The 23,087-nt window shown below is 62.0% G+C and carries 25 protein-coding genes and 3 pseudogenes; 9 read left to right on the top strand and 19 right to left on the bottom strand.

Going from position 1 to position 23,087, the window contains the following annotated elements:
- The 13 genes and pseudogenes from ACFX5Q_RS29475 to ACFX5Q_RS29415 all read right to left on the bottom strand — a co-directional run.
- The coding region (locus tag ACFX5Q_RS29475) for a PAS-domain containing protein (RefSeq protein ID WP_404283549.1) at window positions 1–575 on the bottom strand (575 nt) is incomplete at its 3' end.
- A 1,019-nt stretch (window positions 576–1,594) separates the two neighbouring features.
- Window positions 1,595–2,017, bottom strand: coding sequence for a hypothetical protein (locus ACFX5Q_RS29470; RefSeq protein ID WP_404283548.1), 423 nt, complete (start codon window positions 2,015–2,017; stop codon window positions 1,595–1,597).
- Between the two features lie 177 nt (window positions 2,018–2,194).
- Window positions 2,195–2,752 (bottom strand): hypothetical protein, encoded by a 558-nt coding sequence (locus ACFX5Q_RS29465; protein ID WP_404283546.1) that lies wholly within the window; start codon window positions 2,750–2,752, stop codon window positions 2,195–2,197.
- Window positions 2,753–2,771: 19 nt separating this feature from the next.
- Window positions 2,772–3,506: a cytochrome c biogenesis CcdA family protein gene (locus tag ACFX5Q_RS29460; protein ID WP_404283545.1), complete on the bottom strand. Its 735-nt coding sequence runs from the start codon at window positions 3,504–3,506 to the stop codon at window positions 2,772–2,774.
- 33 nt (window positions 3,507–3,539) lie between these two features.
- The gene (locus ACFX5Q_RS29455; protein ID WP_404283543.1) at window positions 3,540–4,328 is read right to left on the bottom strand and encodes a DsbA family protein; all 789 of its coding nucleotides are present in this window, start codon (window positions 4,326–4,328) and stop codon (window positions 3,540–3,542) included.
- 63 nt (window positions 4,329–4,391) lie between these two features.
- Window positions 4,392–5,081, bottom strand: a complete 690-nt coding sequence (locus ACFX5Q_RS29450) for an SCO family protein (protein WP_404283557.1) — start codon at window positions 5,079–5,081, stop codon at window positions 4,392–4,394.
- Between the two features lie 56 nt (window positions 5,082–5,137).
- Window positions 5,138–5,461, bottom strand: coding sequence for a hypothetical protein (locus ACFX5Q_RS29445; RefSeq protein WP_404283541.1), 324 nt, complete (start codon window positions 5,459–5,461; stop codon window positions 5,138–5,140).
- Between the two features lie 13 nt (window positions 5,462–5,474).
- Window positions 5,475–6,002, bottom strand: coding sequence for a TlpA disulfide reductase family protein (locus ACFX5Q_RS29440; protein WP_404283540.1), 528 nt, complete (start codon window positions 6,000–6,002; stop codon window positions 5,475–5,477).
- Entirely contained in the window at window positions 5,999–6,610 is a 612-nt protein-coding gene (locus tag ACFX5Q_RS29435) for a DsbE family thiol:disulfide interchange protein (RefSeq protein WP_404283538.1), read from the bottom strand. The genes ACFX5Q_RS29440 and ACFX5Q_RS29435 overlap by 4 nt, the downstream gene beginning before the upstream one ends.
- Before the next feature lie 172 nt (window positions 6,611–6,782).
- A pseudogene (locus ACFX5Q_RS29430) lies at window positions 6,783–6,887 on the bottom strand (CopG family transcriptional regulator); the annotation flags it as partial.
- Between the two features lie 598 nt (window positions 6,888–7,485).
- The gene (locus ACFX5Q_RS29425) at window positions 7,486–8,199 is read right to left on the bottom strand and encodes a nickel/cobalt transporter (protein WP_404283555.1); all 714 of its coding nucleotides are present in this window, start codon (window positions 8,197–8,199) and stop codon (window positions 7,486–7,488) included.
- A gap of 39 nt (window positions 8,200–8,238) precedes the next feature.
- A complete protein-coding gene (locus ACFX5Q_RS29420) occupies window positions 8,239–9,285 on the bottom strand; it encodes a cation diffusion facilitator family transporter (RefSeq protein WP_404283537.1) in 1,047 nt (348 codons plus the stop codon).
- A complete protein-coding gene (locus ACFX5Q_RS29415; protein ID WP_404283535.1) occupies window positions 9,282–9,542 on the bottom strand; it encodes a metal-sensing transcriptional repressor in 261 nt (86 codons plus the stop codon). The genes ACFX5Q_RS29420 and ACFX5Q_RS29415 overlap by 4 nt, the downstream gene beginning before the upstream one ends.
- A gap of 237 nt (window positions 9,543–9,779) precedes the next feature.
- Here ACFX5Q_RS29415 and ACFX5Q_RS29410 point away from each other — a divergent pair, with 237 nt between their 5' ends.
- From ACFX5Q_RS29410 to ACFX5Q_RS29390, 5 genes and pseudogenes are all read left to right on the top strand, one after another.
- Entirely contained in the window at window positions 9,780–10,322 is a 543-nt protein-coding gene (locus ACFX5Q_RS29410) for a Chromate resistance protein ChrB (protein WP_404283534.1), read from the top strand.
- Window positions 10,306–11,590, top strand: a pseudogene (locus tag ACFX5Q_RS29405) (MFS transporter). Before ACFX5Q_RS29410 ends, ACFX5Q_RS29405 begins: the two are co-directional and overlap by 17 nt.
- Before the next feature lie 69 nt (window positions 11,591–11,659).
- Window positions 11,660–12,211: a phosphatase PAP2 family protein gene (locus ACFX5Q_RS29400; protein ID WP_404283532.1), complete on the top strand. Its 552-nt coding sequence runs from the start codon at window positions 11,660–11,662 to the stop codon at window positions 12,209–12,211.
- 11 nt (window positions 12,212–12,222) lie between these two features.
- On the top strand, window positions 12,223–13,398 hold the full coding sequence (locus tag ACFX5Q_RS29395) for a VTT domain-containing protein (protein ID WP_404283530.1): 1,176 nt from the start codon (window positions 12,223–12,225) through the stop codon (window positions 13,396–13,398).
- A gap of 195 nt (window positions 13,399–13,593) precedes the next feature.
- Window positions 13,594–13,722, top strand: a complete 129-nt coding sequence (locus ACFX5Q_RS29390; protein WP_404283528.1) for a hypothetical protein — start codon at window positions 13,594–13,596, stop codon at window positions 13,720–13,722.
- Between the two features lie 96 nt (window positions 13,723–13,818).
- Here the strand turns inward: ACFX5Q_RS29390 and ACFX5Q_RS29385 are convergent, their stop codons facing one another.
- The 3 genes and pseudogenes from ACFX5Q_RS29385 to ACFX5Q_RS29375 all read right to left on the bottom strand — a co-directional run.
- Entirely contained in the window at window positions 13,819–13,986 is a 168-nt protein-coding gene (locus ACFX5Q_RS29385; RefSeq protein WP_404283526.1) for a hypothetical protein, read from the bottom strand.
- Between the two features lie 36 nt (window positions 13,987–14,022).
- Window positions 14,023–15,375, bottom strand: a complete 1,353-nt coding sequence (locus tag ACFX5Q_RS29380; protein ID WP_404283524.1) for a chloride channel protein — start codon at window positions 15,373–15,375, stop codon at window positions 14,023–14,025.
- Between the two features lie 294 nt (window positions 15,376–15,669).
- Window positions 15,670–15,789, bottom strand: a pseudogene (locus ACFX5Q_RS29375) (RNA polymerase subunit sigma); the annotation flags it as partial.
- Window positions 15,790–15,960: 171 nt separating this feature from the next.
- Here ACFX5Q_RS29375 and ACFX5Q_RS29370 point away from each other — a divergent pair.
- The 4 genes from ACFX5Q_RS29370 to ACFX5Q_RS29355 are packed head-to-tail and all read left to right on the top strand — an operon-like array spanning window position 15,961 to window position 18,533.
- Window positions 15,961–16,284: a DUF2282 domain-containing protein gene (locus tag ACFX5Q_RS29370; RefSeq protein WP_404283522.1), complete on the top strand. Its 324-nt coding sequence runs from the start codon at window positions 15,961–15,963 to the stop codon at window positions 16,282–16,284.
- A gap of 29 nt (window positions 16,285–16,313) precedes the next feature.
- The gene (locus ACFX5Q_RS29365) at window positions 16,314–17,240 is read left to right on the top strand and encodes a DUF692 domain-containing protein (RefSeq protein ID WP_404283521.1); all 927 of its coding nucleotides are present in this window, start codon (window positions 16,314–16,316) and stop codon (window positions 17,238–17,240) included.
- A complete protein-coding gene (locus ACFX5Q_RS29360) occupies window positions 17,227–18,036 on the top strand; it encodes a DUF2063 domain-containing protein (protein ID WP_404283519.1) in 810 nt (269 codons plus the stop codon). The genes ACFX5Q_RS29365 and ACFX5Q_RS29360 overlap by 14 nt, the downstream gene beginning before the upstream one ends.
- Window positions 18,033–18,533 carry a DoxX family protein gene (locus tag ACFX5Q_RS29355; RefSeq protein WP_404283518.1) on the top strand — a complete coding sequence of 167 codons (501 nt, stop codon included), beginning with the start codon at window positions 18,033–18,035 and terminating at the stop codon, window positions 18,531–18,533. Before ACFX5Q_RS29360 ends, ACFX5Q_RS29355 begins: the two co-directional genes overlap by 4 nt.
- Before the next feature lie 290 nt (window positions 18,534–18,823).
- Here ACFX5Q_RS29355 and ACFX5Q_RS29350 read toward each other — a convergent pair whose 3' ends face one another.
- The 3 genes from ACFX5Q_RS29350 to ACFX5Q_RS29340 are packed head-to-tail and all read right to left on the bottom strand — an operon-like array spanning window position 18,824 to window position 23,082.
- Window positions 18,824–20,536 carry a dihydroxyacetone kinase family protein gene (locus ACFX5Q_RS29350; RefSeq protein WP_404283516.1) on the bottom strand — a complete coding sequence of 571 codons (1,713 nt, stop codon included), beginning with the start codon at window positions 20,534–20,536 and terminating at the stop codon, window positions 18,824–18,826.
- A complete protein-coding gene (locus ACFX5Q_RS29345; protein ID WP_404283514.1) occupies window positions 20,533–21,510 on the bottom strand; it encodes a sugar phosphate isomerase/epimerase family protein in 978 nt (325 codons plus the stop codon). Before ACFX5Q_RS29345 ends, ACFX5Q_RS29350 begins: the two co-directional genes overlap by 4 nt.
- 33 nt (window positions 21,511–21,543) lie before the next feature.
- Window positions 21,544–23,082: a tripartite tricarboxylate transporter permease gene (locus tag ACFX5Q_RS29340; protein WP_404283513.1), complete on the bottom strand. Its 1,539-nt coding sequence runs from the start codon at window positions 23,080–23,082 to the stop codon at window positions 21,544–21,546.
- Between the last annotated feature and the right edge of the window lie 5 nt (window positions 23,083–23,087).

Raw genomic sequence — 23,087 nt, 5'->3', positions numbered from 1 at the left:
ACCCAGCTCCCGTCCGGCATCGGCTGATGGCAGATCTGGATTGTCCGACCATCGGCGAGCTTGGCGCTCCAGATCCTCGAGGCATTGCTTGAATTGACCGACCGCGCCATCGTCAGATAAGCGTCGGTCGGCATCGCCGACGTCCCGGCGGCCACGCGGCGCTCGACGATTTCGCCCAGCGTCAAGCCTGGCTGCAGTTCATCGGGGGCAATGCGGTAAATTTCCGCATAGCGCCGGTTGCACAGGATCAGCCGTTCGTCGACACCAAAAAAGCAGATGCCTTGAGAGACATTGTCGATTGCCGTCTCGAATCGCAGCGCCTGGCTTTCGAGCGCCGCGATCGTGGCGCGAAGTTCGCGCTCGAGGATTTCATACGAAGCCGACGCCAGTTTTGTCAGCGCGGCGAGATTGGTCGACTCAGGTGCCTCGGCGGCTCGCCTGGATGGTTTTGTGACCATACAGAGTTCCTCCGATTCGACGCTTGGAGAAAGCCAAGCGAACTCGCTTTCTGACTGAAAGCGCGCATATAACTGATACTGGCCAAAATGTGTTAACTGCGGATGAATCGGTCTCAATACTTAAGGCTATCAGAATTGGATATCTGCAATACTACCCGGCTGTTGAGAGGGGTATCCGTCAAGCCGCCTCAGCATCCGGGAGGTGTCCCCCCCGACCCTACGACCTTGGCCCTGCAGAGCTTCGGACCATGGTCAAGACTTGGACGGCATTAATGGGCTGCGGGTCGCGTCTTTTGACCGGGAGGGGGAGCGGTTATGGGAAAACGCCCCGGAGCGGCAGACCGCCGCGGCTGACCCTTTCCAGGCGCCCTGCCCTCAGGTTAGGAGGGAATTTGCTGGCGCCTCGGACCGGCTGGTTCGACAAGGTTGAGCGTCTTGTAGGCACACCGCCCCGCTGGGTCGCGGTCCAGCGGCTGTGGCTCCTACCCTTGGAGGTGGGGCCCGGTCGACGAACACCGATACGCCAAACCGCCGCGCTACGACCGCACGAACGACCTTGCCCCCGCTGCACAGGGTTGCCTGGGAGCAGGCAGCTCGGCACAGGACGTTCCCTTTGGCTGTCGCGCTTTGGATGGGAACGCCGCCCCGTCATGCCGCAGCGGCCCATCATGCTTCGCCCCTAAACGTCAGTCACCCATCGATGGCGGCAGGGAGCTTAACCTCGGTGGAGTATGACCCCACTTTCGGGCGGCCCGCGTCGAGTAAATTCCGATTGACGGGGCGAGAAGGCCGTGTGCCTCGGCAATTCTACGCACCCCCGCCGCAACGTCGGAAAGGTTCCACATCCACGATCTGCTTTCCGATCAAGCCGTGCTCGCGGATCAGGTATTTCGCCAGTCCGTCAAGACTGGTCGCCAACGTTGACCTGGGGCAGGAGGTAGTTGCAGTCGCCGTCGGTCGTTCAATCACGTGGCACTGGGTCCAGAAGCGCCAGCCTCGCCGAGGCCGCGAAGCTCAGGTTCGGGAGCAAGGCGAAGAGACATATAGGGCTATGAACCGATCGAAAGCAGTCTGAAAACTAGCGGCAAGAAAGCGGCGGCCGGATGTCATGCGACGATCATCCGGCCGGAGGATTCCTACGCAGGTATCAGGACGGCGAGGCGATGCACACCGACCTCCTTGCTTGTGTTCGTCGCCTCGTCAGTCTTGCCCTTGGCGCAGGTGTACACGTCGCCTTCCTTCACCTTGAATTCCTTGTCCGCCTTCTTGATTGTGAATGCGCCGGAAGTAATGGTGCACACCATGTCGTTGTCCATAACGGTCTGAGGCGCGTGTGCTCCGGGCTGAAAGACCACGTCGACAATCGAGATGCTCTTGTAGGCGGGAATGTCGGCGTTGCCGGTGCCGACCTCAACCACTCTGACGCCAGGCGCAATCTCCTTGCCTTCCTTCGGGCCGTATTTCTTGGTCTTTGCAGATGCCGCCAGGGTGAACAAAGGCGATACCGCGGCGGCCGTCACACCAAGAGCAATTGCAGATCTACGATTCATGGTTTTCATCGCGTCCTCCCAATATGTTGGCCCACGCACGAAAGTGTGCGTGATGAGCATATATTAGCACAACCGCAAATAGGCTGCTGAGGATTCCAGAAGCGCAAGCCGCGCCGCGCCAGCGGTCTTCAGAACGCAGCCGGTAAATTCCGCCAGCTTAGGGTGGTTTTGCCGCGCCTCGGCAGTTTACATACCCCCGCCGCAGCCGTCGGAAAGGTCCCACACATCGACGATCTGCTTGCCATCAAAACCATGCTCGCGGATCAGGTATTTTGCCAGCCCGCCATATGTCTTCCAGCGCCAGCATTGGCAGCAGCACGGTCCTTTCTCCTCGGAATTGGCCATCGCGTAGTCATAGGCCTTCTGCTCGTCGCCGCTGAGTTTCGTATCGTAGTAAGGGATCATCTTTTGGGCGATACCGGCCGGGATGTCGTACGGATCGCTCGGGATCATCGCGATGTCGCGGTATTTGGTAAACCCCTTCACCTGGTCGCCATAACGCTTCAGTTCCATCGGACTGCAGCACGAGCCTGTGATCCGCGACATCGCCGGCATGGTAGCAATCGACTCCGTGAACTTGGCCGAGCAGGTGCTGTTGCCATTCTGGCTCAGATCCTTGAAGCGCTTTGCCAATTCCGCATCGTCGGCGGCGATTGCCCAATTCGAATCCTTGAAAAGGCCGGTCAGCGTGGCGGCGCCAAAGACGCCGCTCAAAACCATTCGTCTGTTTGGGCTCCGGACCATGGTGAACTCCTTTCCCGGTTCAGCCGATGCGCGTGAAGATTGGAAACTGCTCGAGTAGCCAGAACGAGAACGTCGACATCTGGCCGGTGATCATGGCGAAGCCCATGCCGATCATGATTGCGCCGGCCGCGAACTGCATGAGCCAGCCGGTCCGGCGCATCGTCTTCAGCCACCGCGCCAGGCCGTCGGCGAATAAGGTGGCAAGCAGGAAGGGGACACCCAGGCCGAGCGAGTAGATGGCAAGCAGGGCCGCGCCCTCGGCCACTGTCGCCGATGCTGCGCCGACGGTCAGGATGGCGCCGAGGATCGGACCGATGCACGGTGTCCAGCCGAAGGCGAAGGCAAGGCCGAGGATATAGGCCGATGCCGCCTTGCCGCCGGGGATGTCGGCGTGAAACCTCGCTTCGCGCATCATCCAGGACGGACGGACAAGCCCGATCAGGAAGATCCCGAACAGGATAACGACGGCGCCGCCAACAAGGTTGAGCTGCATGTGATAGCTGAGCAGCAGCCGGCCGAGGGCCGAGGCGCTGGCGCCCAGCGCAACGAACACGGTCGAGAAGCCGAGCACGAAATAGAGACTCAATCCAGCCGCCGACAAGCGTGCCTTTCGGCCGGGCGCCCCATCCGTTGGCGTTCGGCCGGCAACATATGAAACGTAGCCCGGCACCAGGGGCAGAACGCAGGGCGAAAGAAATGAGACGATGCCGGCCGCGAACGCGGCCAGTACGCCGATATTCGAAATTTCGGGCATGGGGTCAGCACCACGCCATCGTTGACGTCAGGCTCATTTGCCAGCTCTTGCCTGCTCGATCAGTTTCTTCAGGGTCGCAAGGTCGGTCGCGCCGGGAAAGATCTGGTCGCCGGCGATGAAGCCCGGCGTTCCCGTGATCCTCAGCGCCTGGGCCAGCTCCACATTGCGGTCGATCAGCGCCTGGATGTCCGGCTGCTGCATGTCGGTCTTCAGGCGCTCAACGTCGAGCCCGGCCTCGGCGGCGATCTTGAGCACGACCGTCTCTGTCACCCTTGTCCTGGACCCAATGAGCGCCTTGTGAAACGCCGTGTATTTGCCTTGCTTGTCGGCGGCGAGCGCTGCCTTGGCCGCGAACAAGGAATCCGGGCCGAGGATGGGGAATTCCTTGTAGACGACCCTGAGCTGCGGATCGTCGGCCACGGTCTGGTCCATGATCGGCGCCATCTGGCGGCAATAGGGGCAATTATAGTCGAAGAATTCGACCAGGGTGACGTCGCCTTCGGCGTTGCCGCCAATCGGGCTCTGCTTGTCGCGGAAAATGTCGTCCGCGCGCGCCTTGAGCACCGCCTTGGCCTGGGCTGCCTCCGCTTCACGTTGGCGCTGGTCCAGGCTTTGCAGCGCCTGCACGAGAACCTCTGGGTGCGCGAGGATATAGTCGTGTATCCGCTGGTCGAGCTGATCTTGTGACATTTCGCCGGCTGCGTTCGCCGATCGCTGCGCCCCCTCAAAGCTTGCATTGAGCAGGAACCATCCCGTCAGTCCAACAAGCATGAGGGCGCCAAGGATGCTGCCGCGATGTCGGTGCTTTGCTGCTGTGCTCATGTTCGTCTCCCCTTGCATCTGTTCAGGCCACCGGATGCCGACTGGCCGCTGATGAAAAACTCGTCAAAAGAGGCTCTTCAATTTTGCCAGCCAGCCTTCGTCCTGCTCATGGTGCGGACGCTCGACATTGTTTGTGAGCGCATTGACGAAGGTGACGAGATTGACTGGCGCGAAGTTCATGCCGTGGAAGTTCGCCCGCCAGCGGCCCTCCTTGTCGATCACATGGGTGACGATGCCGTGCATCTGGTAGCCGTCATCGGTCAGGCTGAATTTGTGGCCGAAAGCTTCCGCCAGCTTGCGGGTTGTGTCCTCGGGCTCATCCGGCGTGGTGGTCAGGAACAGCCAATTGACCGGGTCGAGCCCATGCGCCGGCCCGTAGTCGCGAAGCACATCCGGCGTGTCCTTCGTCGGGTCGGTGGTGATGGTGACGAAGGTGACCTGGTCCTTCATCGGCGTGCCGTTCACCATTTTCTGGATCTCGGCGATCTTCTCGGCGTGCAGGGGGCACACATCCGGGCACGAGGTGTAGATGAAATGGAAAACGACGACCTTGCCTATGAGGTCGGCCGGCCGCACGATGCGCCCGTTGGCGGTGCGCAGCGTGAAATCTGGCGTCGGCTTGTCGGTCTGCTGGAAATATTTCTCGTCTCTCTGCAGCATGGCGTCGACTTCATCGAGCGAATGTGCTCGCGCGCCATGCGCGAAGCCGACGGCCAATACCGTGAGCGCGACCAGTCCGAGCAGCGCGCGCATCCATTCCCTCGACTGGACGCGAGGGGCCGTCGGCTCGCCCTGAACCTGGACAAGCATCAGCCATTGCCTTTCATGTCAGCCGAAGGCACTTTCGGACTGTCGGCGCCTTGCTGCTCGGTAACGTTCTCGGTCGAGCACGATCCGCCCCGGTTCATGCACAGGCCAAGCGCGCACATGGCCACGCAAGGCAGCAGGCTGAGCAGCACCGGCGCGATGCCGGCTGCGACCAGCCATGACCAGTTGAAGGCAAGGCTGGCGATGGCAATGGCCGCGCCGGCGGCTATCAGGCCGCGCCGCCCGCCGAAAATGGAGCGGACGATGGACTGGACATCGCGGCTTGGCGGTGCCTGCCGAGCCTGGGTCCGTTCTGTTGTCGTCATGTCATTTCCTTTCTCATTTGGCGGCGATGCGGCCGCGGATGAAGTCGACCATGTCGGGCGCATCCCATTCGGCAGGGCCGATCAGCCGGCCAATTTCCTTGCCGCTACGGTTGATCAGCAAGGTCATCGGCAAGCCCACCGAGCCGAGCGCGAACATGGCTTTGGCCGAAGTGTCGATGTTGAGGGCAAGGTGCTGAATGCCGATCTCGGCGTAGAATTTCTTCACGACATCCGGGCCTTTCCGGTCCATCGACAGCGCGACGACCTCGAAATCCGGCCCGCCGAGCTTGGCCTGCAGCCGGTCGAGCGTCGGCATCTCCTTTCGGCAGGGCGCGCACCATGTCGCCCAGATGTTGAGCAGCACCACTTTGCCGGAATAGTCGGCGAGCGTTCTCGGCTGGCCCGCGCCATCCGCGAAGCTGATCTCCGGCACCGCTGCGGGCGCGTCGAGAACGGCGAAGTTTTGCGGCGCCTCCGCCGCCGATGTAGGCAGCGCCACGGCGAGCAACACGCCGAGGAGGGCGAGGGCGAGCATCTTCATGGTTGCTCCTCCTTCGCTTCGGCGCGCAGCCGCTCGACGAGCGGCAGGATCGTCTTGTTGAGAGCCTCTTCAGTCACTGCGCCGATGTGCTTGTAGGCGATGCGGCCGTCGGCGCTCACCACGAAGGTTTCCGGCACGCCGTACACGCCCCAGTCGATGGCGACGCGGCCGTTCAGATCGGCGCCGGTGCGCGTATAGGGATCGCCCATCGTGTCGAGCCATCGCGCGGCATCAACAGGCCTGTCCTTGTAGTTTATCCCATGCAACGGCACCGTTCCGTCTGCCGCCAGTTGCATGAACACGGGATGTTCCTCACGGCAGGGCAGACACCATGATGCGAAGACATTGACCAGCGAGACCTCGCCGCGCAGGTCACTGCTCGACAGGCCGGGCGTGCGGCCCTGGACAGGTGGAAGGCTGAATGTTGGCACCGGCTTGTCGATCAGCGCCGACGGAATATCCGCTGCGTTGCGGGTCAGTCCCCAGCCGAGCAGGACCGCCATGCCAGCGAAAATCAACGCCGGCAGGAAGACGGCAAGCCGTCGCCGCATTGCGTGCCGGATGGCCGGCGGTTCCGCATCGGATCGGGTGACGTCACCGCTGGTCATGATTCCCTCGTCCGATCGACATTCCGCGGCCGGTAAGCACGTATCTCGCCAGCGCCGCGACGGTAAGCACCAGAAGCAGCAGGAAAAGCATGCCGGCGGCGGACAAGAACATCATGGCGAGCCAGGTCCTGGCCGGGCATTCTGGCATGTTGGCCAACATCGCCGTGCCCTTTCACTCTGTCGCGTAGACGGTCGGCGCCTTGCCGTCCTTAGTGAAGGCGTAGATCGTCCAGGTTTCGCTTTTTTCGCCGCCCATGCCGGGCGCACCCGCCGGCATGCGTTCGCTGTGCTGCCGCAAGACCTTGCCGTAATGATGGTTCCGCCGGCGCAATAACCATCGCCGCTGCCGACCCCGTTCCTGCTCGGGCGAAGTACCCTGCCCGAACCATCCCCTGCAAGACCCAGCGCTCTCGTCTGACGCCGTTTCAGCCGTCCCGCGGCTAAGTTCCGGCGCCTCAATCGATGGCTCGCCGTCGATCGAGATCGCAAAGGGCATAAGGGTGAATTCCGATTTCAGTCATTTCATATCCGCGGGCTTCTCGTCGCGGCGACGGGCCTTGCCGTTTCCGCATCGATGCGCCGGGCATAGTTACTGGCTGCCCTATCGATGAGCGCCGGATCAGAACCGCGCCGAGCCAGGCCGGTTCAGCGGCCCGGATGGGCCGCATACCCCGGTGTGGGCCTATGACGGCACCATCCCCGGCTCGACGCTGCGCCGGCGCCAGGGCCAACCGGTTGCCAATGCCGGTGTTAGAAAGTGTATGGCGGACTGGCAAACACCTGATCCATGAACGCGGTTTTAGCGGCAGGCAGATCGTCGACATATGGAACCTATCCGACGGCTGCGGCGGGGGTATGCAAATTTGCCACGAGCCTTAGTTCGACGTGATCTGCCATAAAGCAACGCCGGCGAGCGCAAGTCCGGCGGCCCCTTCGATGGTTCGGGAGATAGTATCGAACCGGCGCGGTTGGCTCGCGAAAAAATGCATCAGACGTTCTCGAAACAGGATCGACAAAACCGCTACGATCGACAGCGTCAGCGCTACCCCCATCATCATCACGAACGCAAAAAGAATGCCGGCACCCGGTACGCCCCGCGAAATGGCGAAGGTCATCACAAAGAGCGTCAGCGGGCATGGGATCAGGCCTGCCATGACGCCAACGGCCTCACCTTCATGTTTGTGGTAATGACCGTGGCTCAAAGCGCGCCAGAGCATCCAGATACCGATTAATCCGAGCAGCCCGCGACTGATATCTTCCAGCAGCGGCGCCCGGCCGACACTGCCGAGGGCTATCGAGACGAGCGGCAGCGACAGGACCGCGATCAGCACGGCGATCGTGACGTGCGTAAAGGAGAGAGTGAGCGAGACGAGCAAACCCCGCCCGATCTTCGCCTCCGAACCTGCAAGATACGTCGCCAGGACAGCCTTGCTATGTCCAGGCGTCAACGCATGGGCCGCTCCAAAGATGACGCCCATCGGCAGGAAGGCCATAAACGCCAGCCAGTCGCCTGCCACTGAGAGCAGCTTGATCTGCTCGCCGAGCGTCAGATAGATCGTGCGCTGAAATTCGACAAGAGTTTGAAACATCATGCGAGAATAGCAGAAGCCTGCCGCTCGCTGCGTCCGTCAGTGCTTGTGACCGTCATGTTCGCCATGAGCATGTTCATGGGAGTGTGGATGGTCGTGCTCTTCATGTTCGGCCGAAAACCGGATGTTGGCAACCGCGAGCGCCGGCATGTGCTCGAAAAGCTCGTCTTCCAGCGCTGACGTGATCTTGCTGGCCTCCGAGACGGGCAAGGCTTCATTGATGGCAATGGCAATGTCAGCGTGCAGCTTATGGCCAATCCATCGCGCCCTGGCATCGACAATACGCGCTCCCGGCACATGCGCGGCGGCGTGCTGGATTTCGTCCATCACGCCGGGCTCTATGCCGTCCAACATACGGGTGAGCACCGAGCGCGCCGACTGCCAGACAATGCCGAAAATGGCAATCGTAATGAGCAGCCCGACAATCGGGTCGGCTAGTGGAAGGCCGAGCCAGACGCCGAAGGCTCCGGCGACGACGGCAAGGCTGGTGAGCCCATCGGTGCGGGCATGGTAGCCGTCGGCGATGAGCGCAGCGCTGTTGATTTCGCGACCGACGCGGATGCGAAACACCGCAACCGCCTCGTTGCCGAGAAAGCCGACAATGCCTGCCGCCGTCAGCCAGCCAAGATGCGTCACAGTCTGCGGATTTATCAGCCGCTCAATGGCCTGATAGCCGGCAACAATGGCACTGAACAGGATGATCAGGACGATGATGATCCCGGCCAGATCCTCAACCCGGCCGAGGCCGTAGGTGAACATCTTGGTAGGCTTGCGCCGCGCCAGCATGAACGCGATCCATAACGGAATCGCGGTCGTGGCGTCGCCAACATTGTGGATCGTATCGGCCAGCAGCGCCACGCTGCCCGACAACACAACGACGACCATCTGCAACGCCGCCGTGATGGCCAGGATGACGAACGACCATTTGATCGCCCATATCCCCCGGTCCGTTGTCGCGATCGTCGCGTCGATGACCCCGTGGGTGTGGCCGTGGGCACCGTGATCGTGGTTATTCCCACTATGATCGTGTCCGTGCGAATCAAACCCAACCCAGTCGAGAATGCGTGTCCACATGCTGTCGCTCATAGATATTTCGCCAGTTGCTTGAGCTCCTTGAGTGCATTGCGCGAGCCCCCCGCTTCGGAGGTGTCATCAAGGCAATGCTCGATATGATCGTGGATTAACTCGCGTTTGGCGTTGCTGATCGCGCTCTCGACAGCGTGGAGCTGCTGAGCCAATTCCACGCACGCCCGCCCCTCTTCCAACATGGAAAGGACAGCTGCGAGATGGCCGTGCGCCCGTTTGAGGCGGGTGATGATTTCAGGGTGCGACGTGTGTTTCATAAGACTGTATCCTATCCTGGAGGGGAGGATATCGCGCCATAGGGACATCCTTTTCGTAGGCGGTTCGGAACGAGACGTCAGAGATCATAAGGACGGCTGCGCGAAACTGCAGCAGTAGGCCACCGGCATCACGCCCAAGGAGGAGTGCGATGGATGACGCGACAAAGGCGTCGCAGCTTTCACTCTTTCACATTTGTTCCTATTGATTTGCAACGGCCGTAACATTACTGAGAAGCTATGGTATCTCTTTCCTGGCTTCTCCTGACCTACAAAGTTCCACCCGAGCCGGCCGCCAGGCGCATCGCGCTGTGGCGTAGGTTGAAGGGCATGGGCGCGATCTATCTGCAGAACGGCGTCTGCCTGCTGCCCAAGACCGATGATCACGTGCGCCGGCTTAAAATGCTTGAGAACGATGTTTCCAAGATGGGGGGCGAGTCCGTCATCCTGGAAACGGTCGCTCTCGACCGAGGCCAGGAGGACAAGGTCGTCACGCGCTTCAAGGCCGATCGCGATGAGCAGTACCGCGAGTTTCTCGGGCGGTGCGCGGATTTCGAGCTCGAGATCGCCAAGGAGATCGCGATCAACAAATTCACCTATGCGGAACTCGAGGAGGAAGACACCGACCTGAAAAAGCTTCAGGGCTGGCTGGAAAAGATCAGGAAGCTCGATTTCTACGGCGCGACATTGGCCGAGGAAGCCGCCGAGCGACTGCGTGCTTGCGAGGTTTTGCTCGACAGCTACGCACAACGCGTCTTCGACGCCCATGACGAGAACCGGTAAGGCCGGTCATGACAGCGGGAGGTCCCCAATAGTGACGGAGACAATTACCCGTCCCTCAGCGTGGCAAGGTATCCCGGCCGGCATCTGGGCGCTCGGCTTTGTCTCGATGCTAATGGATATCTCGTCCGAAATGATCCACGCCCTGCTGCCCGTCTACATGGTGGCGGTGCTCGGCACCTCGGCTCTCACCATTGGCATCATTGAAGGTATCGCCGAGGCGACCGCCTCGATCACCAAGGTGTTCTCTGGTGCGCTCAGCGATTGGCTCGGCAAGCGCAAGATTCTGGCCGTGCTCGGCTATGGTCTTGCGGCTGTCACCAAGCCCATCTTTCCGTTGGCGCCCACGGTCGAATGGTTGGTCGCGGCACGCTTCATCGACCGGATCGGCAAGGGCATCCGCGGCGCCCCGCGTGACGCCCTGGTCGCCGACATCGCACCGCCGCACCTGCGCGGCGCGAGCTTCGGTTTGCGCCAGTCGCTCGACACGATCGGCGCTTTCATCGGTCCGCTCCTCGCCATCGGCCTGATGTGGCTGACAGCCGATCATTTCCAGACGGTGTTCTGGATCGCCGTCATTCCGGCATTCCTTTCGGTCGGACTGATCCTCGTCGCCGTCAAGGAGCCCGAACGGTCGAACGCATTGCGCCGCGTTCGCATGCCCCTGCATCGTGACGAGCTTGGCCGTCTCGGAGCGACATATTTGGTGGGTGGTCGCGATCGCCGCCGTATTTACGCTTGCCCGCTTCAGTGAGGCTTTTCTGATCCTGCGGGCGCAATCCATCGGCCTGCCGCTGATGCTGGTCCCTGCGGTGCTGGTGATCATGAGCCTCGCCTATTCGCTGTCGGCCTATCCGATCGGCATTCTATCCGATCGCGTGGATCGGGTGACGATCCTGATCCTGGGCCTGGTGCTGCTGCTGGTCGCCGATCTGGTCTTGGCCCTGGCGCCGGAAGTGATCGGGCTCGCCATCGGCGTGACGTTCTGGGGTCTGCACATGGGATTCACGCAAGGGCTGCTGGCGACCCTGGTCGCTGAAGCCTCGCCGTCGGAGCTGCGGGGAACCGCTTTTGGCGTGTTCAACCTTGTCACCGGCCTTGCGCTGCTCCTCGCCAGCGTGATCGCCGGCGCGCTTTGGGATCAAGCGGGGCCGCTAGGCACCTTCCTGGCAGGAGCCGTCTTCACCGTGCTGACTCTGGCAGGATTGTTTGCCATCCGCGGCCATCTGCGAGGACCGGGATATGTCCTGAACACCGCGCCACCCCGCTGATCCTTATCCATCAATCGCCTCCAAGCGCGCACATGCGCCGACTCTGGAGACCGAACTTAGGAGCTGCCTATGTATGAACTCGACGCCGCGGTGACACATGCAATCAACGGGTTGGCTGGACGAAGCGCGGCCGTCGATTTTCTGATAATCTGGATTTCCACGATCGGCGTCCCACTTCTGGTGCTGGCCGTGGCCGTTCAATGGTGGCGGCACACAGACAGACCGCACACCCGCCATGTCCTTGTCGCGGCGGGGTTATCGTTCCTTCTCGGCTTAGCCCTCAATCAGCTTATCCTGCTCTTCATCCACCGGATGCGTCCGTACGATGGCGGTGTGACCAATCTCCTGATTGCCCGCAGCGGCGATCCCTCGTTCCCTTCCGACCACGCGACGGCGACCTTTGCCATCGCGGCGGCGTTCCTTCTGCATGGCATGCGGCGCGTTGGGTTGTGCTTTGTCGCTGCAGCCATGCTCATCGCATTCTCGCGCGTCTATATCGGAACCCATTACGCCAGCGACGTTCTGGGAGGGGCGCTGACCGGGGTTATTGCCGCCTTCGCCGTTCGCGCAGTCTATTGGCAGGGCACCCGCATCGACCGCCTCGTCACCGGCATTCTATAGGACGCCTTGGGATGCTGACGTCCCTGGTCTCATCGGTGGTCGAATTGCTGACGGCGCACCCGCAAGTGGCCTATCTGGCGGTGTTTCTCCTGGCGCTTTCGGAGTCGATCCCGATCATCGGCGTCGTCATCCCTGGCACCGCCGTGATCCTCGCGCTCAGCACCCTGGTGCCGAGCGGCGTATTGTTGCTCTGGCCGTTGCTGGCGGCGGCCACTTTAGGCGCCATCGCTGGTGATGGTTTTTCATTCTGGCTCGGGCACCGATACCATCGCGAAATTCTTGGCCTCTGGCCTCTAAACCGGCACCCCGAACTGATTGAGCGCGGCGAAGCGTTTTTCGCACGTCACGGCGACAAAAGTGTTTTTCTCGCACGCTTCACACCGGGCGTCCGCGCCTTTATTCCCCTACTCGCCGGCATGCTGGGAATGTCGGTGAGACGGTTCTATGCCGTCAATGTCGCGTCGGCGCTCGCCTGGGCGCCGTCGCATATCCTGCCCGGTGTGCTCGTCGGTGCCGCCTTCGGCATTTTCGGTGCGGCAGCAAAGCCGCTGGCTATCCTGCTGATCGTTCTGGTCGTAGCAGGTTGGCTGGCTCTGCATGTCGTGCGCTGGACGTTGCGCCGCGGCATACCCCTCCTCATTGTTGGTGTGGAACGGCTGCGGACCTGGGCCGATGCCCACGACACCTGGCTCAGCCGCAATCTCGCCAGTTTGCTTGATCCGTCGCAGCACGAGGCACGGGCTCTCGCATTGCCGATGGTTCTGCTCATTGCAGCAGAGCGGGCGAAGCGCCAGATCTTCGTCGATGGCCTGTTGGTGGGGGACAAGTCGCCGTGGCCCAATGAAGTCGATGTCTTGACGATCCGCAGCGACATAGTCACGGAGGCGGCGTTCTTTCATCGCGCCACGCGGACCCTGATCCTTACCGACCTGATCGAAAATTTCGAACCAAAGCGTATTCGAAACTGGTTCCACAGACTGCTTATGAAATTGGGCGGTGTTACCGACCCGGACGGAAAAGCTCCCATCGAAATGCGACTCAGTTTCTTCCGGCGCCGTAGGTCTTTGCGACTAGCCGTTCGTCGCATGATCGCCTGGAATCCCGAGCGCGTGATCATTTCCCACGGACGCTGGTATGAGGCGAATGGCGTCGAGGAACTCAGGCGGGCTTTCCGGTGGGTCTTGTGACACGTCACTGCGGGATTCCGCATAAGATGCAAAGCATTTGCGCGAGGCGCATCTTTTGGTCAACCGGCCGCTCGAAATGCCCGTGTAGGCCCAGTCTGGAATCCTATGTCGACCTAAGGGCGGGCCGGGGCATCGCCGTGGTGCGACAGCATCCCGCCTTGAGCGACAGTGCCTGCGGCGATTACGAGGCGGGCCATGGATAAGTTGCATATCGTTCTCTGGCTAATGCTTGCGGTGCTGATCGCGATCGGCATCTATCTTTTGTTCTTCGCCCAGCCTACGCGCCCAGCCTTCAACGTTTTGGCCGACATCATCTTCGCCTAGGTCGGCAGACTTCTGAACGCCGCCAGAAATTTGGCTCCTGCGGAATAGTTCACTACCATGGTGCACGCGGCGAAGATGCATACCCTATCGCCGGCATCAGCCTTTAAAATTGATCGGAGTCTGACCGCCTTTCGCCATCTTCTGGCGTGCGCCGCCATTGCCCCAAACGAGCGGTGTCTTTGCGGCGAGTTCTTCCAGTCGACCGACCTTTCCGACGATGGTGTCGACGAAATCTGCGAAATCGCAGCGCTGACGCGAGGTCATTGACCATGCCGGCGCGCTGCAGCTCGTCGCCGCTGTTTATACCCAGGCGACTTCGGTCGATTCCGCACGCCGTCTTCTTATCGCCTCGGCGATGAACACGCGCGACAGCGCGTGATAGAGCGGCTCGTGCGAGATCATACGCGCCGTGCCGTAGCCCAGCATCGAGGCCAGCATCAGCGCGATGACGTTGTCGTGATTGCCGGTCATCTCCAGGATGATGACGAAAGCCGTCATCGGCGCCTGCACCACTCCGGCAAAATAGCCGGCCATGCCAAGCAGCGCGGCGGACCCTGTGCTGGCGCCGAACACAAGGCCAAGCGAGCTGCCGATGCCGGCGCCCACCGCCAGGGACGGCGCGAAGATACCGCCCGGAATGCCCGAGATCATGGACAGCAGCCCAGCCGCGAATTTCTCGACGAAGAAGAACCAGGGCAACGGGGTGCCTTCCACCGCGCCTCGCGCCTGCGCATAACCGGTGCCGAAAGTCAGGCCGCCCGACGCGATGCCGATGATCGCCACCGCCAGCCCGCAGACCGCCGCGACCACCAGTGTGCGCCGCAGAGGCTGCAGCGCGTTCCAGCGCCGAATCCGCCGCGTTGCTTTCAGCGCCAGCAGCGAAAACAGCGCGCCGAAGCCGCCGCCGATGATCCCGCAGGCCACCACCAGCGGCCAGTCGGCGGCAAAAGCGACGGTTTCCCGGGCGACACCGAAATAGGTGTAGTTGCCCAGCAGCCCGAGCGATGCGAGGCCGGCCAAGATCACCGCCGTCAGCACCAGCCCGTTGGTACGCGCCTCGAAGGTGCGGCCCATTTCCTCGATGGCGAAGACGACGCCGGCGAGCGGCGTGTTGAAGGCGGCTGCGATGCCGGCAGCAGAACCGGCGAGGATAAGGCCCCGCGCCTGCGCCATGCCGCCCCAGCGCGCCACCTGCAGCATCAGCGACGCGCCGACCTGCACAGTCGGGCCTTCGCGGCCAATGGAGGCGCCGCAGAAAAGGCCAACCACGGTGAGTGCGATCTTTCCGACGACTAGCCGCAGTGAAAGAATGTGACTGCGGTCTGCGTCATCGCGCAGATGCCGGGCGGCGATCGCCTGTGGAATGCCGCTGCCCTGCGAGCCGGGAAAGAAGACGTAGGCAAGCCACGCGCACAGGACGAAACCGAGTGGTGTAATGGCGAGCGGCAGATAGCTGCGCCAACCGTCACTGTCGCCGGTGATCTGATGGAACAGCGCCTGCGCTTTGTCAGCCAGAACCGCGAATAGCACACTGATCAGGCCGATGGCTATGGCACCTGCCCAGAAGACCAAGCGCGGCTGCCAGACACGCCGCGAACCCCACATCGCGCGCGAACGGCGTACCATTCGGGACTTTGTAATCTGTCGAGTCACGGGAGGCTGTCCTGTTGGGCAAGAAGCACTCCTAGCACGAAGCCTCTGCTCAAATCGACAACATGTCCGCCGGCGCCACCTGCCAAGGTCAGCATAGCGACGATTTTAGACAGGAAGCGCCCCGTACCGGCAGCAGGGGCGATATCGTGCCGCGGGCGGAGAGTGGCGAGGAAGACGGCCGCGGCGACGGCTTCCGCGAGCGCTGCGGCGCCCCACCCGACGGTCGAAAGCGATGCCGAGCGCGGCCGCGCATCGGCCTCCAGCGCCTTGGTCGTTCGTATCCATCTCAGTCCCGCCGAACCGTTTGGCGATCGCCGCCAAGCCCCGATGCAGAGCGACCTGGACAGCCGTTTCGCTCATGCCTTGATTGCCGGCCGTTTCGCTGATCGAACGGCCATTCACGGAAACCGCCGCGGCCCACGGGGGCCTTTGTTTCTGCGTCGGCAAAAATTAGTCCAAGCCGCCACGAGCGGCGATCACGGATTTGTGTTGCGGAGGGGATGTAACACACGGGCCCGCCGGATCGAACTGATTACTGCGCGCTTGAGGAACGGCGCGTGCAAAACCCAACGGGAGAAGAAAATCATGCCTACGAAATCAACCGTGAGCGTTGCAATGCTGGCCGGCGCAGTCGCAACCGCGCTTGCATCGTTTGCCGCCGCTGCCCCCATGTCGGAAGCCGACGTGAAGGCGGCGATGGATGCAGGCAAGGAGAAGTGCTTCGGCGTCGCCTTGAAGGGACAGAACGACTGCAAGGCTGGCGCCGGCACAACCTGCCAGGGCACCTCGACCGTCGATTACCAGGGCAATGCCTGGAAGTTCGTCGACGGCGGCACCTGCACCACAATGCAACTGCCCGGCGACCGCAAGGGATCGACGACGGAGCTGACTCGCGACGTCCCGTCGTAAGCAATGCCTGCCGGAAAGCGAAGACAAAGATGAACGGACTGGTCATTCACCCAGCGTCCCGCGTGTCGGAAACCTCGCGCTTTCCGGCGCACCCCGTCGCCGGTCTAGCCGGCACCAGTTTCAAGCACGAACATCTGCCCGCGATCTTGACCCGCGGCAAGCAGGACGGTTTCTTCGAGGTCCACGCCGAAAATTATATGGGCGCCGGCGGCCCGCCGCACGATGCGCTCGCGCACATCCGCCGTGACTATCCTGTCTCGCTGCACGGCGTGTGCATGTCGATCGGCGGACCGCGGCCGCTGGACCAAGTGCATCTTCTGCGTTTCAAGGCGCTCGTCGAACGCTATGAGCCGGCGCTGGTTTCCGAGCATCTCGCCTGGTCGACCCATGACACCACCTACTACAACGATCTCCTTCCTCTCCCCTACACGGCGGCAACCGTTTCCCGCGTGGCGGACCACATCGAGGAGATGCAGGAGGGGATCGGCCGAGCGATCCTGCTCGAGAACCCCTCGACCTATATCCTTTTTCCGGAATCGACGATGAGCGAGACGGAGTTCATCCGCGAGCTGGTGCGGCGTACCGGTTGCGGCCTGCTGCTCGACGTCAACAACGTCTTCGTCTCGGCCACCAACCATAGCTATTCGGCACTTTCCTATCTCGCGGATTTCCCGCTCGAGCATATCGGCGAGATCCATCTTGCCGGGCACGCCGTGCAGGAGGATGACGAGGGCGACCTGCTACTCATCGACAGTCATGACGGCCCGGTGGCCGACGCGGTGTGGAAGCTGTTTGATATCGTGATTAGCCAATGCGGGCCGCTCCCGACGCTTGTCGAATGGGACAGCGACATCCCCGACTGGCCGGCGCTCGAGGCGGAGGCTGTCGCCGCGCAAGCGATCCTCGACCGCTATGGGCGCAGCTACATGCTTGGAAAAGCCCATGCCGCGGAATGAGTTCCAGTCGGGCGATCCCGGCAGCCGGTCTGACTATGCCGCGGCATTTACGGCCGGTCTGCTCGATCCCGACAGCGCCCCACCTGACGCTGTTTCGGGGCCGAATGGGAAGGCTGCCGTCAAGCGATATGCCGTCTACCGCAACAACGTGACCGTCAGCCTGATCGACGCGCTGGCCGCCAGCTTTCCGGCGACGCGGCGCATCACCGGCCCGGAGTTCTTTCGCGCGATGGCGCGCTTCCATATCCGCGAGACGCCGCCCACCTCGCCACTGCTCTTCGAATACGGCCGCGACTTTCCCGATTTTATCGAGGGCTACGAATATGCCCAATCGATGCCCTGGCTGGCCGACGTAGCGCGCATAGAGCGGGTTTGGCTCGACGCCTATCACGCCGCCGATGTGCAACCGTTGGTTTCCGATGCGCTGGCGTCGATCCCGCCCGATCGATTGGCCGATACCGTGTTCGTGCCACATCCGGCAACGCGTGTCCTGCGCTCACTCTATCCGACAGTGACGATTTTCGCGGCAAACCGGAGGGGCGGCCCTGTCGGGCACATCAAAGCGACCGGGCCGGAAGATGCGCTGGTCACGCGGCCTGGCCTCGAAGTCTTTGTCCGCCACCTGCCGCCCGGCGGTGCGGTGTTTGTCTCGCATCTGATCTCGGGCGAGCCGCTGGGCGCAGCGGCCACAGCGGCTTTTGCGGAGAGCACCGAATTCGACCTTTCCGCAAACATTAGCGGCGTGCTGGAGGCGGGCGCCTTTACCGCGCCATACCAGGGAGGTTCTGCATCATGAACAGCGAGCGAACCGCGAGCGGCGGTGCCGAGCCTCGAGGCATTTCAAGCCTGTTCGAGCGGGTGAACGCGGCCCTGCGCACGATTGCCACGCCGTCTCTGACCCAGATCGTCCTTCGCTGCGCGCTTGCAGTCCCCTTCTGGCGGTCAGGGGTCAACAAATGGGACGGCTTTCTGCAGCTGAACGATGTCGCCGTCCTGCTTTTCACTTCGGAACTCAAGCTGCATCTGCCGGGCGGACCTTACGACTTCCCTGCTCCTGGGATCGTGGCCTTCGCCTCGGGGTCGGCGGAAATCCTGCTGCCAATTCTCCTTGTTCTCGGCCTGGCGACCCGACTGGCGGCATTCGGGCTGCTCCTGATGACGCTGGTCATACAGCTCACCGTGCCGGACGGCTGGCCGCTGCACATTACCTGGGCGGCTATGGCGCTTGGCATCATGGCGTGGGGACCAGGGCGGATTTCGCTCGATCACTGGATCGGCACTCGCAGACGCTGAGCTATCCGACTTAACACGTGCCCGAGTTCGATCAAGCATGGGTTTCAAGCCTTTGGGCAGTACCCACCATCATGTAGAAATGTGCGTCTTCATCAGGCGTGTGGCCAGAATGCTGGCGGCAATGACGTAAGCCAGGCAGCCCAAGGCTTGCGCGCTCAATGAGGCGGGTCGAACCTTAAATAGGCGATGCGCATCGGCCAAGCGCTCGCATCGTGCTGCCCGCCTTGGCATCTCCAACAGAGCCGTTCGCGTTTTCTTTTGGCGGCTCCCACTCGAACCAGCCTCAAGCGTCAGGAAACATCCCGCAGATGGACCGCCGCGGTTCGTGCGCACATGGCCAGTGACACCGCACCTGGATCGGGGTGGCCGATGCTCCGTTCCGCCAGCGGGCGTGCGCGACCGAGCTTCGGGGCGAGCGACGACGTCGCATCAGCCGCCAGCGTCGCCGCGTTGGCAGCATGGCCCCAGGCATCCGCCAACGACTTTCCGGATGCGACCCCATTTTCCAGCGTCTCCACGAACGGCACCAGGGCGTCGACCAAAGTTTTGTCACCGATGTTCGCACCTCCTAACCGCGTCACGCCGTCTAGCGCGAGCCGCGCTCCTAGGACGACCGCCTCTGTCGTCACAGCTTCATCGTCGCTGAAGCTGCTACTCCACGACCGGAGGAGCAAGCCCCAGATTGCCCCGGACGTGCCCCCTGCCCTGTCGGCCCAGCCATCACCGGCCGCGGCTAGTACACTCGCGGCGCCGGCACCGGCTGCCGCCGCGGCCGAAGCGGCGGCGGCAGCGGCGACCGACCCGCGGCTCATGCCTTGCCCATGATCCCCGTCGCCGGCTACGGCGTCGATACGGCCGAGTTGCTCCTCGGCGGTGTTCAGCATCGCAGAGACCCGCTGCATCATTTTGGCGATACAGGCGCCGCTCGCCTTGGACGCTTCGGAAGCCGGCCCGTAAATCGGTTGTCCTTCCGCACCATTTAGGACGTCCGTGGCCGGCTTAACGGCGATCACCGCGCCTTTGCGCAGGACGGGCGCATCGCTCGGCGCGCGCCAATAGATCTCCAATTCGTCATCGAGCCACAACAAAGTCAGCGAACACCCCTGCATGTCCAAGCTGGTGACGAATTCACCGGCTTCGGGTTCGACCGCCTCGAGCCCTTCTGCCTTGAGCTCCGAAGCAATTGCCTGCCACAGCACGAAGAGCTCCTCGTATTTCGTCGAGCCGAGACCGTTGAGCAGGGCGGCCACGCTTTTCGCTCCGGCCGGGCGCTCGGCGACGAGCTTGCCGACGAGAAGTTTTGCGAGATCGGAGGCTGACGTTATGTCTTCCTCGCGGATTCCGGGTTCGCCGTGAATGCCCAGACCCAACGCCATCTTTCCGCCAGGAACGGTAAACAGCGGAGCAGCGGCGCCCGGCAACGTGCATCCTTTGTAGGCCACACCGAAAGACACCGTGCGGTCGTTGGCATGGCGGGCGATGCGCTCGACCTCGCTGATCGGCAGGCCCGCTTCGGCGGCGGCACCCGCTATCTTGAACACAATGACGGTGCCGGCAATGCCGCGCCGCCTGGCAGCGGCATTCACGGGCGAACTGGCGATGTCGTCCGTCACCGGCAGGATCCGGACGTCAATGCCTTCTGCTCGCAATCGCTCCGCCGCTACGCCGAAATTCAGCACGTCGCCGGCGTAATTGCCGAAGCCGAGCAGAATTCCACCGCCTCGGTCTGCATGCCGGCATACGCGCGCCACGGCGGCAGTCGACGGCGAGGCGAAGACATCACCGGCAACCGCGGCATCTGCCAGGCCTGGGCCAACGTAACCCGCGAATGCGGGATAGTGCCCCGAGCCGCCTCCGACTACGAGGGAGACCTTGCCTTTCGGCACTTCGGTCGAACGCACCACACCGCCCTTGACCAAGCGAACATGCCGGCCATGGATCGCACAAAAGCCTGCCAGAGCTGCCGAAGCGAAATCTTCCGGAGCGTCGTAAATGGTGGTCATCGCTCAGTCTCCCCGTTGCTCGATACTGTTTTGGGGAGAATGCGCCTCAGATAGTCGCGGTTGGCGGCACTGACAGACAACCCGTCGCCGCCATAGTGCTCGCAAAGGAAGGGGCTGGCAAAACCATGGTCAAGCGCAAGGCCTATGGCGACGCGATAGTTGACGATACCCGTCTCAAGTGGGGCCGGATGCGTGATGAACGCGCCGGAAATTGGATCTTCAACGCGAGTATAATTCTTCACGTGCCAGTATTTGGCATATGGCGCGACTTTGTCGATCATCTCCAGCCAGTGCTCGACCGGTCTGTGGAGGCGAATGAGGTTGCCGACATCTGCGTTGATGCCCACATTCGGCAGACCTACATCGGTGACGAAGCGAACGGAGCTTTCGGCCGTTCCGAGATAGGTGTCCTCATACATTTCGAGCGACAATTCGATGCCGAGATCGTCCGCGTGGCGGCCGAGTTCGTGGATGCGCGCCACGGCTTTCCTCCATACCTGCGGATCGTCGGGATTCCTGACGCCATCCACCGTCCAGAACCACAGCGCCGCCTTCTGGGCATCGGTCAACGGCCCGAACAGACCAAGCGACACGCAGCCGGCGCCGATCCGTGCCGCGGTCTCGATGACGCGATGGCTATAGGCGAGATGTGCATCGCCATGCTCGGGGTCAATGACGCTTCGCCGCGAGGTCGAGATCGCGGGAATCGCCAGATTGAGCGAGCCCGCCAATTTCACGAAATCGTCTAGCCGCTTGGCCGAGAGATCGGCCAGCCTCAGCCAGCTGTCGGTCGGGTCGAGTTCAGTGAAGCCGGCATCCACGACATCGGCAAGCGTGGCTTTCCACTCCTCGACACTCTGATCCTGGACCGATCGGCCGTCGCGCAAGACATTTGGATACTGGATCATGGCTGCGGCTATCGGCCAATTGTGTCTGTTCCATTTCCTCGGTGGGATTGTCACGAGAAACTCCATTAGGGGGAAAAGCCTGGGACTGTCGGGTCGAGCTCAAAGCGGGTTTTCGCTCGGGTCCCGCTGCAAGTCCGGCCTCGTCAATCGCCTGCGCGAGATCCCCAGCGCCCACATCAGCAAGGGGGATAAGAGAAGAAGGCAGCCGATTGCCATCAGCGTGGATACGAGACCATTCGACCAGAAAATGCTCAGCTTTCCAGAAGACAACAGCATCGATTGGCGAAACGCGTCTTCTGCCTTGTCTCCAAGCACCATAGCCAGAACCAGCGGGGCGAGCGGATATTCGAGTTTCTTGAAAATGTAGCCGAGCAGGCCAAACAAGACGACCAGCCAGACGTCGGCGAGAGAATTGCTTACCTGGTAAGCGCCGCTGAAGATGACCGCCACGATCACCGGACCGATGATGGTAAACGGCACACGCAGGATCGAGGCGTAAAGAGGCACGGTGGCGATCACCAATATGACCGCGACGATATTGCCGAGATACATACTTGCAATCAGACCCCAGACGAAATCTGGACGTTCGACGAACAGCATAGGACCAGGGGTGAGGCCCCAGATCATCAGGCCGCCCATCATGACTGCCGCGGTGGCCGAGCCTGGCACGCCCAGGGCCAGCATCGGCAGTAGCGCCGACGTTCCAGCCGAATGGTCAGCGGTCTCCGGCGCGACGATGCCGCGCGGGTCGCCCTTGCCGAAGTTCGACTTGTCACGTGCCGAACGGCTGGCCAGGCCATAGCTCATGAAGGAGGCAGCGGTCGGACCTGCGGGCGTGATGCCCATCAGGATGCCGATGAATATCGAGCGCAGAACCGTGAACCAATACCGCGGCAACTCGAGCAGCGTCCGGCCGACCTCCGAAATCCGGACACGGGCCTTGATGCCTTCGAAGCGCAGGCCCTCCTCGGTGGTCAAAAGGAGTTCGCCGATGCCGAACAGCCCCATCACCGCGATCAGGAAGCTGATACCCTTGATCAGTTCGGGAATGTCGAAGGTCAGCCGAAGGTTGCCCGATATCGTGTCCATGCCCACCGAAGCGAGCGCAAAACCCAGCATCATCGATACCAGCGTCTTGAACGGCGCGCTGGAGCCCATCGAGATGAAACTGGCGAAGGCCAGGAAATAGACCGCGAAATATTCGGGCGACGAGAACCGCAGAGCAAAATTCGCAACCCATCCGGAAAGCAACGTGATCATCACGACGCCTGCGAGCGCGCCGATGCCGGCGGAGACAAATGCAAGTGTCAGCGCGCGGCTGGCCTGGCCGGCCTTCGCCATCGGGTAACCGTCAAAGGTCGTGGCCACCGACGAGGGTTCGCCCGGTATGTTGAACAGGATTGAGGTCGTCGACCCCCCGAATAGAGCGCCCCAGTACATGCAGGACAGCAGGATGATTCCCGAAATTGGGTCCATCGAGAACGTCAGCGGCAGCAGGAGCGATACGCCATTCGGAGCACCAAGCCCTGGCAGCACTCCCACCAGGATGCCCAGCGTGACGCCGACCATCATCAGCAGCACGTGCTGAAAGGTCAGGATATGGCCGAAGCCTTCAAATAGCAGGCCGATGTTGCCCATTGCTG

The sequence above is a fragment of the Mesorhizobium sp. IMUNJ 23033 genome (assembly GCF_044778005.1).
GTDB lineage: Bacteria > Pseudomonadota > Alphaproteobacteria > Rhizobiales > Rhizobiaceae > Mesorhizobium > Mesorhizobium amorphae_A.
The sequence above is the reverse complement of the archived record's forward strand: the minus strand, read 5'-3'. Positions and strand labels throughout refer to the sequence as shown.

Coding starts and splice junctions, on each gene's coding strand:
- ACFX5Q_RS29415 (WP_404283535.1), bottom strand. CDS start 9,542: ATGAAACACACGTCGCACCCTGAAATCATCACCCGCCTCAAACGGGCG.
- ACFX5Q_RS29435 (WP_404283538.1), bottom strand. CDS start 6,610: ATGACCAGCGGTGACGTCACCCGATCCGATGCGGAACCGCCGGCCATC.
- ACFX5Q_RS29355 (WP_404283518.1), top strand. CDS start 18,033: ATGAACAGCGAGCGAACCGCGAGCGGCGGTGCCGAGCCTCGAGGCATT.
- ACFX5Q_RS29345 (WP_404283514.1), bottom strand. CDS start 21,510: ATGGAGTTTCTCGTGACAATCCCACCGAGGAAATGGAACAGACACAAT.
- ACFX5Q_RS29350 (WP_404283516.1), bottom strand. CDS start 20,536: ATGACCACCATTTACGACGCTCCGGAAGATTTCGCTTCGGCAGCTCTG.
- ACFX5Q_RS29340 (WP_404283513.1), bottom strand. CDS start 23,082: ATGGGCAACATCGGCCTGCTATTTGAAGGCTTCGGCCATATCCTGACC.
- ACFX5Q_RS29390 (WP_404283528.1), top strand. CDS start 13,594: ATGGATAAGTTGCATATCGTTCTCTGGCTAATGCTTGCGGTGCTGATC.
- ACFX5Q_RS29465 (WP_404283546.1), bottom strand. CDS start 2,752: ATGGTCCGGAGCCCAAACAGACGAATGGTTTTGAGCGGCGTCTTTGGC.
- ACFX5Q_RS29365 (WP_404283521.1), top strand. CDS start 16,314: ATGAACGGACTGGTCATTCACCCAGCGTCCCGCGTGTCGGAAACCTCG.
- ACFX5Q_RS29385 (WP_404283526.1), bottom strand. CDS start 13,986: ATGACCTCGCGTCAGCGCTGCGATTTCGCAGATTTCGTCGACACCATC.
- ACFX5Q_RS29360 (WP_404283519.1), top strand. CDS start 17,227: ATGCCGCGGAATGAGTTCCAGTCGGGCGATCCCGGCAGCCGGTCTGAC.
- ACFX5Q_RS29440 (WP_404283540.1), bottom strand. CDS start 6,002: ATGAAGATGCTCGCCCTCGCCCTCCTCGGCGTGTTGCTCGCCGTGGCG.
- ACFX5Q_RS29370 (WP_404283522.1), top strand. CDS start 15,961: ATGCCTACGAAATCAACCGTGAGCGTTGCAATGCTGGCCGGCGCAGTC.
- ACFX5Q_RS29460 (WP_404283545.1), bottom strand. CDS start 3,506: ATGCCCGAAATTTCGAATATCGGCGTACTGGCCGCGTTCGCGGCCGGC.
- ACFX5Q_RS29455 (WP_404283543.1), bottom strand. CDS start 4,328: ATGAGCACAGCAGCAAAGCACCGACATCGCGGCAGCATCCTTGGCGCC.
- ACFX5Q_RS29425 (WP_404283555.1), bottom strand. CDS start 8,199: ATGTTTCAAACTCTTGTCGAATTTCAGCGCACGATCTATCTGACGCTC.
- ACFX5Q_RS29395 (WP_404283530.1), top strand. CDS start 12,223: ATGCTGACGTCCCTGGTCTCATCGGTGGTCGAATTGCTGACGGCGCAC.
- ACFX5Q_RS29420 (WP_404283537.1), bottom strand. CDS start 9,285: ATGAGCGACAGCATGTGGACACGCATTCTCGACTGGGTTGGGTTTGAT.
- ACFX5Q_RS29445 (WP_404283541.1), bottom strand. CDS start 5,461: ATGACGACAACAGAACGGACCCAGGCTCGGCAGGCACCGCCAAGCCGC.
- ACFX5Q_RS29410 (WP_404283534.1), top strand. CDS start 9,780: ATGGTATCTCTTTCCTGGCTTCTCCTGACCTACAAAGTTCCACCCGAG.
- ACFX5Q_RS29450 (WP_404283557.1), bottom strand. CDS start 5,081: ATGCGCGCGCTGCTCGGACTGGTCGCGCTCACGGTATTGGCCGTCGGC.
- ACFX5Q_RS29470 (WP_404283548.1), bottom strand. CDS start 2,017: ATGAAAACCATGAATCGTAGATCTGCAATTGCTCTTGGTGTGACGGCC.
- ACFX5Q_RS29400 (WP_404283532.1), top strand. CDS start 11,660: ATGTATGAACTCGACGCCGCGGTGACACATGCAATCAACGGGTTGGCT.